This is a genomic window from Lactobacillus sp. W8093, from assembly GCF_016100925.1.
Classification (GTDB): domain Bacteria; phylum Bacillota; class Bacilli; order Lactobacillales; family Lactobacillaceae; genus Lactobacillus; species Lactobacillus helsingborgensis.
Genome location: NZ_JACFRL010000006.1, coordinates 25,482 through 40,027, shown reverse-complemented (window position 1 = coordinate 40,027; position 14,546 = coordinate 25,482). Strand labels below are relative to the sequence as shown.

Below are 14,546 nucleotides of genomic sequence, written 5' to 3'. Positions count from 1 at the left end.
AATTATTTTATCATATTTAAGCTACTTACAAATAATAAGAAATAAGTTTTAGCACTTGATTATTGCGAGTGCTAATTATATAATTTAGTAAATTGATATGAAAGGCGGTAATATAATTGCTTTGTCAAAACTGTCAAAAACGACCAGCCTCCATTCACCTTTTTGCAGAAGTTAATGGACAGCGTCGAGAAATTAATTTATGTGGACAATGTTATCAACAACTTAAACAACAAGGAAATATTAATATGAACAATGACAATAACGGCTTCTTCGGCGATCTCAGCGATTTCTTCAACTATAATGGCAACGCTGGTAACCCAGGGGATCCTAGAATGAGTACTGGTGGTCCGGGCAACGCTAACGGCAATAATGGTGCTGGCGGTGGTCGGTCACTGCTTGATCAGTACGGAACAGATCTAACCGCTCTAGCAAGAAAAGGCAAAATCGATCCAGTAATTGGCCGTGATAAAGAAATTGCGCGCGTGATAGAAATTCTGAACCGCAGAACTAAAAACAACCCAGTCTTAATTGGTGAAGCCGGTGTCGGTAAAACAGCTGTAGTCGAAGGCTTGGCCCAACAAATTGTCGATGGCTCGGTACCTGCCAAGCTGCAAGATAAAAGAATCATATCACTAAATGTAGTTTCATTAGTACAAGGTACTGGTATTCGTGGTCAATTTGAACAGCGTATGCAGCAACTACTTAAAGAAGTACAAGGCCATGATGATATTATTCTCTTTATTGATGAGATTCATGAAATCGTTGGTGCAGGCAATGCCGAAGGCGGAATGGATGCCGGCAACATCATTAAACCTGCCCTCGCTCGTGGTGACTTACAACTTGTTGGCGCTACCACTTTAAAAGAATATCGCGAAATTGAAAAAGATTCTGCTTTAGCCAGACGTTTCCAACCTGTTGATGTCAAAGAACCGTCAGTAGCTGAAACCATCCGTATTTTAAAGGGTATTCAAAAGCGTTACGAAGATTATCATCACGTTCACTATACCGATGATGCGATCAAAGCTGCTGCAGAATTGTCTGAGCGTTACATTCAAGACCGGTTTTTACCTGATAAAGCCATTGACTTACTCGATGAAGCTGGTTCACGAATGAATTTAACCATTCCTTATGTTGATAAAGAAAAAATGAAGGAACGGATTGAAGCAGCGCAAAAATTAAAGCAGGAATCATTAAAGAATGAAGACTACGAAAAGGCCGCATACTACCGCGACCAAATTGAAAAATATAATAAAATGAAGGATCAAAAAGTTGATCCAGATAAATCTCCGGTAATCACCAGTAAGATTATGAACAAGATTGTCGAAGAAAAGACTGGTATCCCTGTTGGCGATTTGCAAAAGCAGGAAGAAAACCAGTTACAAAACTTGGCACCAAATCTTAAAGCGCATGTTATCGGTCAAGACAAAGCCGTTGACAAGTTGGCGCGGGCAATTCGCCGGAATCGGATCGGTTTTAACAAATCTGGTAGACCAATCGGCTCCTTCCTCTTTGTAGGACCAACGGGAGTTGGTAAAACCGAACTTGCCAAACAACTAGCTAAACAAATGTTTGGTTCAGAAAATGCTTTAATTCGGTTTGATATGTCTGAATACATGGAGTCATACTCTGTTTCTAAATTGATCGGTTCTGCTCCGGGTTATGTTGGTTATGAAGAAGCTGGACAACTTACTGAACGAGTACGTCGTCACCCATACAGCCTAATACTGCTTGACGAAATCGAAAAAGCTGATCCTGCTGTTATGAATTTGTTCTTACAAATACTTGATGACGGTCGTTTAACTGATTCACAGGGAAGAACGGTTTCATTTAAAGATACTATTATCATTATGACTTCTAACGCGGGTCAGGGTATTAAAAATACCAGTGTCGGCTTTACTGCTGAAAATGCTAATGATAAGCCTGATTCAGCAAGAAGTTCAATGAGCCAGTTCTTTAAGCCGGAATTTCTCAACCGTCTGGATGATGTAATCGAATTTAACGAATTAACTAAGGAAGACTTAGTAAAAATTGTCAATTTGATGTTAACAGAAGTCAACGATATGGTTAAAAACCAAGGTTTACAGATTACTGTTAGTGATGAAGCAAAGAACAAGTTAGTCGAAGAAGGCTATAATCCTGCTATGGGTGCAAGACCTCTTAGGAGAACTATTCAAGAAGAGATTGAAGACAAAGTAGCAGACTATAAATTGGATCATCCTGCAGCTAAGCACTTATTAGCTAGCGTAGCTGATGGCAAGATTGTGATTAGTAATGATGAAAATACCGGTGATACCGAGGTTAACACCGAAAACAATTAGTTAAATTGATTTTTCACTAAGCATGATTATTGCAAATTATGATAATCATGCTTTTTATTAAAGAAAAAAGTTATGATTAGTTGTATACTAAAATAAAAAAGAGCTACTAGAAGAAACAGGTGAAATCCATGCATTTGATAGATGTAACCAATAGTTATCGGGACCTTGTTCATAGTCAACTAAATACCACTAATGTAAATTATGTTAAAGTATATTCTCTAGGCAATACTTCTGTTATATACACCGAAAGTGATAAAGCTATCGGGATTGTCTTGGAAAATCACAATCGACGCGTCCGTAAAGATGAAACAGACTTTGTAATTGAACGATTAGTTAAACAAAAAAATCCTTCGTATGTTTTAACTTTTGACAAAAGTCAACATGTGATTGAAATTCATATTGATAAATAAAAAAACTGGCATAATGCCAGTTGATATGACCCCCAAATTTAGGACAAATTTGGGGGTTATTTTTATGTCTAAATTATCTAAACAAGATAAATTGAAATCTATCATGTTTGGCATGATTATCAAATCGACCCTACTGAGTTAAGTCAGCGTTATTAGGTTGGCAGATCTAATATTGGTTATTTGTTGGCTTTAATTGACCGTCACGGTCTAGCCGTTTTAGATCAACCTTTCACTGCTTATACAAGTAATTTTAAAAAGCAGGCTCTTAGGCGACTCATAGTTAACCATGAGTCCCTTTATCACGTAGCACTAGATTTAGGTTTAAAAAGCCGTGGCATCCACCAGTCCATACCGCGCAAAGGCAACGGACTGATAGTAGGCTTTCTTTGGCACCTTAAAGTGGAATATGTTCTACGGCTTTGAACAGCCCTTCAAGAACTTACCTTCACCGGAACAAGCAAGCTGAAAGGACTAACCCCGATTTAATATCGGAAGTTAGTCCTTAACCAGAAATTATTAAACTACTTTAATTTCAAGGGGCATATCTATTTTTAGTCTGAATGCTCAATCAAAACATCGCCAAACTATAGCAACATAATCTGATGAATAATCATGTTAATGCCATGCGGATTCTTTTTACTTCTTGGCCTTGTGCCTGACCACGCCGAGGTAGTAGACCGCCGCGAGCAGCAGCGTAACGCCGTAAATGTACTGCGTGCTGATTGCGCCCAGCCGGTCAACCACCAGCCCGCCCGCCATCGTTCCGAGCGGGATCATGACGGACAGGATGCTGTCGTTGATGGTCTCGATGCGCCCCAGCACCGCAGACGAGAAGCTGACCTGCACCAAGGCCTCAAAGTCCGTGTTCATCATGGTGAGCCACATAGAGGAGATGGCCGAGTTCAACAGGATGAGCAGGACGCTCAGGCCCGCCGTCAGCGGAACCAGGAGGCGGAAAACGCCAGCACTCATAAAGCAAATTGCGATGAACAATTCCATGCTCTTCTTGCCCAGCTTGAAGTGCTGCACCAGGAAGGCACCGGCGATGCCGCCCAGAGACGAGGCCATCAGCAGGCCGCCGTAGCCGATTGCCGAGTCATGAACGTAGCTCTGCCCAAAATACGGCAGGCCCACGTCGAAAATACCGTAGAAGAAGTTGACGACGCACAGCGGCAGGATCAGTTCCAGGATATTCTTTTCATTTTTCAGCGTCTGCCAACCGACGTGCAGGTCCTTCCAGTAGGAGCCGGTGAAGTACTCCTCGCTCTCCAAGACGTCCTTGGCCAGGGCGTTAATCTGCAGGCGCCCGTAGGTCAGCAGGGCCAGCGCAAAAACCACGCCGGAGATGACCACGGTCATGCTGATTGACGTTGTCGCAATCAGAAAGGTGGCAAAACCGTCCAGAACTAAGTCCAAAACGCCGTAGGTCACCTGGAACAGGCCGTTGAAGTGGAGCATGTCTTTTTCCGCGACAAACAGCGGCAGCAGTTTGGTTTCGGCCGGGTAAATAATGGTTGAAAGAACCGTGGAGGCCGTGTAAAGAATTAAGACTACGGCGTCAACCCCGATGCCGCCTTGGCCCAGCTGCAGCACCCCCACCACCGCGGCGCTGATTGCGGCCTGGATGATGGTGGAATAGTTCAGCAGCTTCTTCATTGAGATGCGGTCAATCAGGGGGCCCAGGCCGAACGAGACCATGTCAATCCCGGAAGTAACGGTCAACAGGATCGCTACCATGAAAGGTGAGTGCCCGGTCTCCTTGAAGTACCAGAGCACCGCCATGTAGAACAGGCTGTCGGCGATGTTGGTCGTGACTCGGCCAACTAGCAGCTTATAAACGTTTGCATATTTTTTACATAACATAATACACTTTTTTAATTATAATCCTTTTCTTATTTTTAATAATACTCATAACCGGTTGGCTATAAATAAATAATAAATATCCATTTTTAAATAAACAAAAATTTCACAGTGGCCAATTTTTAACCACTAATGTACACCCCATATCAAGCAGATTCTCTTTAATCTGCTTAGCACGGGTTAAATTACCAGAAAACAATGCAGAATAATATTTAGCTGATATTATATAAATGATAAAATGAGTGGTTGACTCTAAGCTTTGAAGATAATTTATAGCATTCACTACATTAGCTCCAATTATCCCTATTTTTCCATTCAATCCTATTGTTTGAGAATATTTCCAATGTAAATAGTTAACACAAACGATGGCAAATCTTTCTTTCATAATTTCTGAGATGTTTTTAGATCGTGATATTTTATTAAAGAAAAAGACCATCTTTTTTTCAACAAATTCAATTGGTAAAATTTCAAATGATGTAGCAAACAAAAGTAAAGCTTGAATATTAAAAATCCAGTTACTATCTTTATTTAAATCATCTATAATGGATTTCTTAAACTTATTATCTAAATCATCTGTAGTTTTTGTCAAAAAAGCAACAGCTATCTGTACTCTTTTTTTAAAATGAATACTAACATTAGCCTTTTTAATCTGCTCGAATGTTGTAACTGCTGCTACACTATCATGATTATTAAATGCAAGTCCAAATTGAGAGGATAATTTTTGTTCTAACCTATTGGAGGGAGGCATGTAAGTATCAGATACTTTATCAAAGAAATAAGATAAGTCTATATTGTGTTTTAGTAGTAATTTTATTAATAAATCACTGCTTATTCTCCTAGTACCATGGATCACACGTGAATACGTACCAGTTGTAATAATGCCAGCAGCCATTTCTTTTCCGGTTAGTCCAAGCTCTTTCTGCATTTCCTTCAAGGCTTCACCAATTTTCATAACTAATCTACCTTTTATGGTTATTCTTCATCAAGCTCTATTTTATGTTGATAGCTATTTAACCAGTTCCTTTCTCTAGAAAAGAAAGGAAATCTACTACTAGGATCAGCAATAGTTGTCTTTTCTAATAGAGTCCTTATCGATTCTTACAATTAATAGCTTATGCTACTAATGCTTCTCTACTGTTTCTTTTATCATTTCATCTGGCGTATGCAGGCCTATACTTACTTCTTCTGGTTTATCTAATATGTTTGGAAAGGTTAAAATACCCGTAGCAACTATTAAATACTTACAAATAATAGTTTTGTTACCATAATTTACATAAAACAATCCATCTTCATTTTTATCAATCTTACTAACGCAATGATTTTCTAAAAAATCAAATTTTAACAAAGTATTTATAAATGCGCCTAGTGTAGAACAATCACGATATACTTTATTTTCTTGATGAATAAGAATGCTAGTTACACAAAAATTGTATTTTGTGGCTATCTTTTCTAAAACTTTAAGTTGATCCAATGAAAATCCAAAGTGAGAAAAATATTGTTCTTTTGAATATAAATTCTCAGGCGCACGAACTCGTATACCTATCTTCAAGTTTAGTCGGAAATTATTACTTTCTAAGAAATCTTGTAATTGTACTATTGAATTAAAATAAAAAACAGAATTTTTATTTAAATCGAATTTATCATATTCAAATCCGGTAGCCGAAACAATTTTATTATTAAACCGAGCTATTTTTTATATTCTTGTACAGATGAAATATTAAAGCCGGCCACAAATCTTGATAAAAGCGAAATTACTTTTGAGTTATAACAAGCTTTTATAGAATAAAGTAATTTTGTCTCATTAGTTTTTACTTCCGATAATTGTTTTAACGCTTCATCTATATTAAATCTAATACATCTTTTAAATAAATAACTGACGGTGTATCAATTTTTTCACTATTTTTTATACCTTTTATTATTATATCGTTAATTTTCATAGCTTTGCCTTTATCTATTTAGCGTTATTCTTTAATTTAAATTTTAGCATAAACTCATATTATGCTTGCCTATTTTTCCTATAGGAAACTAAAACTTCTGTCCTGACATCGGTCCATGCGCAGATACCCTGGGGGTTCTCCGGGCATCTGTGCTTAACTCCTTCCATGTTCAGATAATACGCGCTAACAAAATAATAAAATGGTAAATTGTAAAATGAAGTTGAACACTTGCCCTGATTAGAAAACAAAAAAGTCCATTGGACTTCTTTAATAGAATGTAATTAACCACAAAATTCTAGAAAGAAGTTACCAATAACTCCCTTAATCTACCATATCTAGTCACTAAAAGGGCCAATTTCAAGCGTGGCTGAAAAAACATGGTATTAGTCAATCAAATGTCACGCAAGAGCAATTCCCTTGATGATGGGTTAATGGAAGGCTCCTGCGGCATACTTAAACGAGAAATGTTTTATAGTTTCGAAAAGCAGTTTAAGAATGTCACTGAACTGGAGGATGCGGTTAGAGACTACATTGAGTATTACAATCAGAAAAGAATCAAGATCAAACCAAAAGGACTAACTCCGATTGAATATCGGAAGTTAGTCCTCGGTTAGCAGCTAATATAAAGTGTCCTAATTTTAGGGTTCACATCAAGTTTTTTATTTAGAGCTTTTCTGTTAATTTCACGTCAGGATACTTATCCCGGAAGAAGCGCTCAGCAAATTGGTTTTCAAATAAGAATAATGGTTGACCGTAGCGGTCTTTGACCAAAAGGTTACGGCTATTAGCCATAGCGGGATCAAGCTGATCAGGATCAATCCAACGTGCAACTCTGTGACCAATATTTGTCATCTCCACATCGGAATTATATTCATTCTTCATCCTAAATTTAAAAACTTCAAATTGCAGTTGTCCCACAGCACCTAAGATATATTCATCAGTCTGATAATTTTGGTATAACTGAATGGCTCCTTCTTGAACCAGCTGCACCATTCCCTTATGAAACGACTTCTGCTTCATCACATTTTTAGCAGTGACTCTGACGAATAACTCCGGGGTAAATTCCGGTAGCGGAGGGTAAACAATCTTGCGCTTACCAGCATAAATACTATCACCAATTTGAAAATTACCCGTATCATATAATCCGACAATATCACCTGCCACGGCATCCGAAACCTGCATTCTTTCACTTGACATGAATTCAGTTGCATTGTTCAAGCGAATCGGTTTACCCGTACGAGCCAAAGTAACATCTAGTCCCTTTTTAAATTCACCGCTACCAATACGGACAAATGCAATACGGTCACGGTGATGAGGGTTCATATTAGCTTGAATTTTAAAGACAAAACCGGAGAAATCTTGATCATCTGGGGCTAAATTTTCGTTATCATTAACTTCATGGCTGGCAGGTGAAGGTGCAAGCTTGACAAAGCTCTTTAAAAATGTTTCAACTCCAAAATTAGTTAAGGCAGAGCCAAAAAATACTGGGGTTTGATCTCCTTTAACAATTTTAGCAAGATCAAACTGGTTACCAGCTTCTTTAATTAATTCGATTTCTCCCAGAGTATCCTGAAACTGGGGATTTTGACTAAATGGTTCACTAGCAGGTAACTTACCCTCTTTATTAAGTGCTAAAAAGCGGTCAGGTCCATCTTTGTGGTACATTTCAATTTGGTTGTTGGCGATATCATACAAGCCTGCCAACGTTTGACCAGAACCAATCGGCCAATTCATGGCTACGCCTTCGATACCTAACAGGTCCTCAAGTTCAGCAATCAAATCAAGTGGCGGTCTGCCGTCACGATCTAGCTTATTCATGAAAGTAAAGATCGGAATTCCTCTTTGCTTAACCACCTTAAATAATTTTTTGGTTTGCGGTTCAATACCTTTAGCCGAATCAATGACCATAACCGCGGAATCGACCGCCATTAAGGTCCGATAAGTATCTTCGGAAAAATCTTCATGCCCGGGAGTATCGAGAATATTAATTCTTTTTCCCTGATACTCAAACTGCATAACTGAACTGGTAACGGAAATACCACGTTGCTTTTCGATTTCCATCCAATCACTAGTCGCATAGTGACCAGTTTTACGAGCTTTAACAGTTCCTGCACTACGAATTACGCCACCAAAAAGAAGCATTTGCTCCGTTATCGTAGTTTTCCCTGCATCCGGGTGCGATATAATAGCAAATGTCCTTCTTTTTTTAACCTTATCTAATAGTTCATTACTCATTAAGTATTTTGTTCTTCTTTCTTCTTCGGTTTTTCCTCAGGTATAGTCAGTAAAACAGTCATCAGTCTTGAACGCATCATCCTTCTAGTTGTCAAAACCATGCCGTTATCCAATTTAACCGCTAATTTTTCTCCTTTGGCTGGAATTATGCCTAATTTGGTAATCATATAACCTGCAATGGTATCTACATTTTCCATTTCCAGATCAGTACCAAATTCTTCATTAAATTCATCAAGAGGCATTTTACCATAAATGACATACTTATTTTGGGCAATCTGGTGTACCAAAACTTCGGTTTGATCTACTTCGTCATCAATATTACCGACTATTTCTTCAATAATATCTTCTATTGTAGCAATACCAACCACTCCACCATACTCATCCGTCAAAATAGCCAATTGCTGCTGCGTCTGCTGCATTTCAAACAACAAATCACTAAGTTCAGTTGTCTCTGGAGCAAAGAGGGGTGGATTCATAACGTCATCATAAGTAATTTTGTCAAAGCCCTTCTCCCAAGCTTTACGCAAAACCGTCCGAATATGAATGATGCCTACTATTTTATCCTTATCGTGTTGATAAACCGGTATTCTGGAATATGGTTCACGCAGTATTTCCTTAAGATGATCCTGCAAACTCTCCTGGCAATCAACCATAAAAGCATCAATTCGCGGAACCATTACTTCACGTACCATCCGTCCCTGAAAATCCAAAACTGCATTTAACATTGAAAATTCATTATCATTGATTTTTTTCTGCTGATGTAAATCTTCAATTTCTGAAATTAAATGTTCTCTTGTTTCTTCATCATTTGTAGGGGAAAATTTATTTCTGAAACGCTCAAATAAATTCCCCTTCTCAGGGTCGCTAGTCATTTTTTTGCTCTCTTTCTTAAAATAACGTATTAAATATCAACATTATATCATGTACACAAACAATATGTTAGAATAGCACGTAAGAAATGAGGTTTTACCATGAAAAAAAGTCATGTCATACTTGTTTTTACGTTCCTACTTTTAATTCCTTATTTATGTAGTTTAACTATTATTGGCATTGGCTACGATGCTCTTGTTTTGCATTCAGCCGATCTTTTCCGCACTACCATTGGCGCTATAGTCGGAGCTTTAATAATGTTTGCCATCAAAGCCACGATTCAAAGACCAGTTGACTTGTTAGCCGTTGAAATAGATGATGGCTTGTTAAAACAATTATTACGCTTTTTCAGTATTAGACGGCGCTATTTTCTACAAGTTGCCAATGTAATCTTAGATTTTATTCTTTGTTTTGCAGCCACTTTTGTCGTGCGTGAATTTTTAACCCTAGATCAAATAGTGGGTAAATCTGTGGGAATTGTGATGCTGGTAATGCTTTTATCAACTTGTCTGGGCGCTTATGTTGAGTATGACAACCTGTCAATTGATCCTAAACAACACTAACTGTTAAAGACTGTCTTCAAGATATAGTTCTTGGGTCAGTTTTTTTGTCTTTAAATCTAAATTTTGCAAAATATAAGGGGTTAAACTATCGCCGGGATTTTGATAAATTTTAATTCCTGTATCTGCCACAGTAGCTAAAAATTGTGAAATTACTATATTTAAGGGTTGACTAAAAAAAGAAATATTCTGATTATCCTTTTCCTCAACTGCTACTTGGGTTTCAGGCAGCACAAATTTCATTAATCCTCGCGGAACCTCAATCTCGTTTGGCGCAATTACCCCGTACCAGTACATAAAATTTTCAGGACCAAAAACCACCAAACTACTGCGAGTATTATTTAAATTATTCTGGGCAATAAAATTCAGAAAAGTCTGGTCTTGTTCCATTGCCATATTTGATTCGGTGAAAGTTTTTTGTTCATCCATTAATTGGTCCGGAAAAGGGCGTCCAACAAAAGTTACTTTTTTTTGCAGTTTTTTCATAAAATCTCCTAATATTCATCTAATTCAGCTAAGGGAATAATCTCACCAGCTAGAAAAGCATCAATTTCGCTAGTGGTAAAGCCGTGAGTAAATAAATAGTTGCGTATTTTGTTTTGTTTCTGACCTTCAGGCAAACGACGAAACCGTTTATACGCTTTTATCCCCTGCTTTTTTAATGCTTCTATTTGATCTTCGTCATTTTGCGATAAATTAATTTGAGCAATTATTTCACTGGTAAGAGCACTAGAAAAGCCATGACTTAATAACTTGGCTGTCATTTTACGTTCAAGCTCGCGCCTGGAAAATTTCCCCACTTTACTTTTCATAGATTTAAGGACCTTCTCACCCGGCTTAAACCAGTCATCATCAGCTATTTCAGCTATAGTATTGTCAATTATTTCCGGAGCAATACCCTTCTGCCTCAACTTATTACTGATACCAATTGGTCCATCAGTACCAATGCGCAAATTTTGTCTAACCAGTAATTGGGCGTACTTGGCGTCGTCCAAAAAGCCCATTTCTGTTAGCTGACTGACTGCTGCTTGCGCCGACTCATTGTCAATGTCGTGTTTATTAAGGTATTGTAAAACCTCAAAAACTGTTCTGGGTTCATAACTTAAATAATTTGTCGCAATATTAGTTGCCTTTGCACCGGCATCAAACTGTTTAATTGCCACAATTTGTTCTTCAGTTAATTCCTGACCCTTCAAGAGCATAAACTCAGCCACTGTTTGCTCACTGGCAGAAAAAGAGTATGTGCCATCTAAAAAAATATTGTAGCGTCCAGGTCTTTTTTGACTGCTAACTTTAGTAATAATTGGCATAATAATTTACCTTTCTACTCATCAACTCCATGCTAGCAAATTTTGCTCATTCTTGCTAAATACTTTTTTCTGGGAGTACAATAAATTGTTAACATTTACTATTTTATTGTAGAAAGAAAACTATGTACAAGAATTTTAATCAAAAGAAACAAAAAGATAAAGATATTATTATTACCATCAAAAGACTTGGTATTAATGGTGAAGGAATTGGTTATTACCGCAAGAAAATCATTTTTATACCAGGTGCTTTACCAAGCGAAGTGGTAGTAGCCAAGATTATTAAAGAATATCCGCGCTACATTGATGCCGAACTGGTACGTATTAAGGAGAAAAGTCCAGATAGAGTTGCTTTCCCTAATAATGTTGACCCCGCAATTGGCGGACTGGAACTTGCTCATTTAGCATATCCAAAACAACTTGAATTTAAAAGAGATAATGTTCTAGAAGCTCTTGAAAAATACCATCCCCGCGGTTATCACAAATATAAAGTTAAAAAAACTATTCCTGCACCTGAAGAATGGCATTATCGCAACAAAGCGCAATATCAAATTGAACAAAATCACGGTCAAATAAGTCTAGGTCTTTTTGCCCCCAATTCACACCAGCTGTTTGATTTGCCGGAAATGCCCACTCAAAATAAAGACACTCAAGAAACTGAGCGCAAAATCAAAAATCTGGTAGAGAAGATGCACATTAAAATAGCTGATCCTTACCGGCATTTTGATGGTCTTAAAACAATCGTGGTGCGTCAAGCACATGCTACCCGTGAAATTCAGGTAACACTAATTACTGTCGGTCGCAGTATTAAAAACCTAAGTCAGCTGGCCCAAGAAATTATGCAGCTTCCTAACGTAGTCAGTGTTTATCAAAATGAAACTGACTGGCGTAATCCGCAAGTCTGGGGCAACAAAACCACTAAATTGGCCGGCAAAAATCAGATTACTGATGAAATTCTCGGCAAAAAATTTGCATTGTCACCACGAGCTTTCTTCCAATTAAATCCAGTACAAACCATTACCCTTTATTCAAGAGCGCTCAAATTCTTAGACCTAACGCCTGAAGAAACTCTGATTGATGCTTATAGTGGTGTGGGCACACTGGGAATTTTAGCAGCTGATCAGGTCAAGCAGGTTATTGGTATTGAAACCATCCCTGAGGCAGTTGCTGATGCAAACCATAATGTGGAACTCAACCATATTAAAAATGCTAATTACATTCAGGGCAGTGTAGAAAAGATTTTACCTGAATTAGCCAACAATGGCGTGCCGATTGACGCATTAATTGTCGATCCCCCACGTACCGGCTTAGCTAAAAGCTTAATCAAAACCTTATTGAAGGTTAAGCCTAAAACCTTTGTTTACATCTCTTGCAACCCTTCCACTTTGGCGCAGGATTTAGTTTTATTAAGCGAGGCCTATAATGTCAGGCTAATAGAAAATGTAGACATGTTGCCGCAAACACCGCGCTGTGAATGTGTTGTTAAGTTAACTTTAAGATAAATGAAATAGTTGCCGCAAATTGCGACAACTATTTTTTAGTGGATTAGGTTTAAATGTTTAAAATGCGCGATTTTAAGCAAATAATCATTTGTATAAAACTAAATAAACTTTTTTGAGCTTGCCATTTAAGATTAGACAACAAACAAATTATGGAGATAGAAAATATGATAACCTTAACCACACATTTATCTTAACAGATATATGTAAGCGCTAGCAAGCATAAAGCGTAATCTATTTGATATATTTAGCTAAAAATGTTGCAACCCGTTTTTTGTATTCTTTGGGATGCTTTGAAAATGACTTGGCGTGTTTAGCTTTGGGTGCAACCCATATTTCCTTTGGCCCCTTAGTAGCCTTATAATTAGGATAGACCATTCTAGTAGGTACAAAATTGTCACGACTGCCATGAATAAAGAGCATTGGCCGATGATTTTTATGTAATTGGTTTACACTGGAGGCATTACCCATAAAGTAGCCAACTTTCAGCCTATTAATGCCGCTTAAAATCTCAACTAAAGGAAAACGTGGAAAGGCAGGCATATTGTATAAAACTCCTGCCTCGTGTTCAATTTCGTCTTTAACACTAGTATAGCCGCAGTCTTCAATAAATACTTTAACTTGATGAGGCAGTTTCAGACCACTGGTCATCATGGCAGTTGCCGCACCCATGCTCAAGCCATAAACTACAATTTGTTGCTGCTTACCAGTCTTTTGCAACAAATAATTAATCCACTTCTTGACATCATCTTTTTCTGGCCAACCATAACCGATATAATTTCCTTCACTCTTGCCTTGTGCCCGTGGATCAGGTGTTAAAGTATTGTAGCCCAATTCGTGAAACAAGGCATCATATTCACCCATATCTTCTTTGGTATCCATATAACCCGGCAAAACAATAGCTGTTTTACTAGAATTTTTATGAGGAATATAATTAGCATCTAACTTATATTTACCGTCAGCCGAAGTCATGTACCACTTTTCTTTTGCGGTTTTCTTAAACCAGATTTTTTCACGGTAAAGTGGGTCTGATTTCTTGATCACCTTGCTGGACGATGATAAAAAGCTTTTTTCACCCGGAACACATGCTACTGTGAAAAAGTAGTAGCCAGCTCCCGTAAACAGCAAACATACTAGTAAGATAATAACAATTAATGCCACCCACAACTTTTTATGTTTTAATTTTTTCACTTAGTTAAGCCGTCCTTACTAAAATAATATCTTATAGTATAACATTTTTAATTTGTATAGGAATAATAAAATGCGATTAACTGACTTTTTACAATTAACCAACGATTTAAATAACCAAACTAACTTGTACCTAACTATTGACCAAAAGGCAATTCCGCTGGCAAAAGTAAAGATTACCAGTACAGCTTGCCTATTTATTCCGGGCAAAAAGCCCCTAACCAAAGACAAATTTATTAAATTGGTACAAAATATTCATGGTCGTAGTATTCCCATATACATAAGTCAGAATGACCAAAAAATTTCAGTTTATGGGATACAAATTATGACCAGCAAAAATGCTATTAGACTAACTTAAAAAA

General features: G+C 37.6%; 14 protein-coding genes and 1 pseudogene. 7 read left to right on the top strand and 8 right to left on the bottom strand.

Going from position 1 to position 14,546, the window contains the following annotated elements:
• Positions 1-116 precede the first annotated feature (116 nt).
• From H3T47_RS05220 to H3T47_RS05210, 3 genes are all read left to right on the top strand, one after another.
• Positions 117-2,318 (top strand): ATP-dependent Clp protease ATP-binding subunit, encoded by a 2,202-nt coding sequence (locus H3T47_RS05220; protein WP_199282764.1) that lies wholly within the window; start codon positions 117-119, stop codon positions 2,316-2,318.
• Between the two features lie 128 nt (positions 2,319-2,446).
• Positions 2,447-2,728: a DUF1827 family protein gene (locus H3T47_RS05215; protein ID WP_038521802.1), complete on the top strand. Its 282-nt coding sequence runs from the start codon at positions 2,447-2,449 to the stop codon at positions 2,726-2,728.
• Between the two features lie 183 nt (positions 2,729-2,911).
• Complete coding sequence (locus H3T47_RS05210) at positions 2,912-3,151, top strand: hypothetical protein (RefSeq protein ID WP_199282763.1); 240 nt, start codon at positions 2,912-2,914, stop codon at positions 3,149-3,151.
• A gap of 213 nt (positions 3,152-3,364) precedes the next feature.
• On the opposite strand, the gene H3T47_RS05205 is transcribed toward H3T47_RS05210, so the two are convergent.
• The 3 genes from H3T47_RS05205 to H3T47_RS05195 all read right to left on the bottom strand — a co-directional run bounded on the left by H3T47_RS05205 (position 3,365) and on the right by H3T47_RS05195 (position 6,137).
• Positions 3,365-4,591, bottom strand: a complete 1,227-nt coding sequence (locus H3T47_RS05205; protein ID WP_199282762.1) for an MFS transporter — start codon at positions 4,589-4,591, stop codon at positions 3,365-3,367.
• A 103-nt stretch (positions 4,592-4,694) separates the two neighbouring features.
• Positions 4,695-5,540 carry a helix-turn-helix domain-containing protein gene (locus H3T47_RS05200; protein ID WP_199282761.1) on the bottom strand — a complete coding sequence of 282 codons (846 nt, stop codon included), beginning with the start codon at positions 5,538-5,540 and terminating at the stop codon, positions 4,695-4,697.
• A 168-nt stretch (positions 5,541-5,708) separates the two neighbouring features.
• On the bottom strand, positions 5,709-6,137 hold the full coding sequence (locus H3T47_RS05195) for a hypothetical protein (protein WP_199282760.1): 429 nt from the start codon (positions 6,135-6,137) through the stop codon (positions 5,709-5,711).
• Positions 6,138-6,917: 780 nt separating this feature from the next.
• On the opposite strand from H3T47_RS05195, the pseudogene H3T47_RS05190 reads away from it, so the two are divergent.
• A pseudogene (locus H3T47_RS05190) lies at positions 6,918-7,139 on the top strand (IS3 family transposase); the annotation flags it as partial.
• Positions 7,140-7,188: 49 nt separating this feature from the next.
• On the opposite strand, the gene H3T47_RS05185 reads toward H3T47_RS05190, so the two are convergent.
• Together H3T47_RS05185 and H3T47_RS05180 are read right to left on the bottom strand one after the other, a co-directional pair.
• The gene (locus tag H3T47_RS05185; protein WP_199282758.1) at positions 7,189-8,760 is read right to left on the bottom strand and encodes a peptide chain release factor 3; all 1,572 of its coding nucleotides are present in this window, start codon (positions 8,758-8,760) and stop codon (positions 7,189-7,191) included.
• Positions 8,760-9,632, bottom strand: a complete 873-nt coding sequence (locus tag H3T47_RS05180) for a hemolysin family protein (protein WP_199282757.1) — start codon at positions 9,630-9,632, stop codon at positions 8,760-8,762. Before H3T47_RS05180 ends, H3T47_RS05185 begins: the two co-directional genes overlap by 1 nt.
• A 99-nt stretch (positions 9,633-9,731) precedes the next feature.
• Between H3T47_RS05180 and H3T47_RS05175 the strand changes: the two genes are divergently transcribed.
• Positions 9,732-10,193, top strand: a complete 462-nt coding sequence (locus H3T47_RS05175; protein WP_046326887.1) for a hypothetical protein — start codon at positions 9,732-9,734, stop codon at positions 10,191-10,193.
• Between the two features lie 3 nt (positions 10,194-10,196).
• Here the strand turns inward: H3T47_RS05175 and H3T47_RS05170 are convergent, their stop codons facing one another.
• Both H3T47_RS05170 and recX read right to left on the bottom strand, forming a co-directional pair.
• Positions 10,197-10,676 (bottom strand): hypothetical protein, encoded by a 480-nt coding sequence (locus tag H3T47_RS05170; RefSeq protein WP_038521792.1) that lies wholly within the window; start codon positions 10,674-10,676, stop codon positions 10,197-10,199.
• Between the two features lie 8 nt (positions 10,677-10,684).
• Complete coding sequence (gene recX, locus H3T47_RS05165; RefSeq protein ID WP_038521789.1) at positions 10,685-11,500, bottom strand: recombination regulator RecX; 816 nt, start codon at positions 11,498-11,500, stop codon at positions 10,685-10,687.
• 122 nt (positions 11,501-11,622) lie between these two features.
• Between recX and rlmD the strand changes: the two genes are divergently transcribed.
• Complete coding sequence (rlmD, locus tag H3T47_RS05160; protein WP_038521786.1) at positions 11,623-12,999, top strand: 23S rRNA (uracil(1939)-C(5))-methyltransferase RlmD; 1,377 nt, start codon at positions 11,623-11,625, stop codon at positions 12,997-12,999.
• Between the two features lie 231 nt (positions 13,000-13,230).
• Here the strand turns inward: rlmD and H3T47_RS05155 are convergent, their stop codons facing one another.
• Complete coding sequence (locus tag H3T47_RS05155; RefSeq protein WP_199282756.1) at positions 13,231-14,187, bottom strand: alpha/beta hydrolase; 957 nt, start codon at positions 14,185-14,187, stop codon at positions 13,231-13,233.
• Positions 14,188-14,257: 70 nt separating this feature from the next.
• On the opposite strand from H3T47_RS05155, the gene H3T47_RS05150 reads away from it, so the two are divergent.
• The gene (locus H3T47_RS05150) at positions 14,258-14,542 is read left to right on the top strand and encodes a hypothetical protein (RefSeq protein ID WP_187159188.1); all 285 of its coding nucleotides are present in this window, start codon (positions 14,258-14,260) and stop codon (positions 14,540-14,542) included.
• Positions 14,543-14,546: the final 4 nt, after the last annotated feature.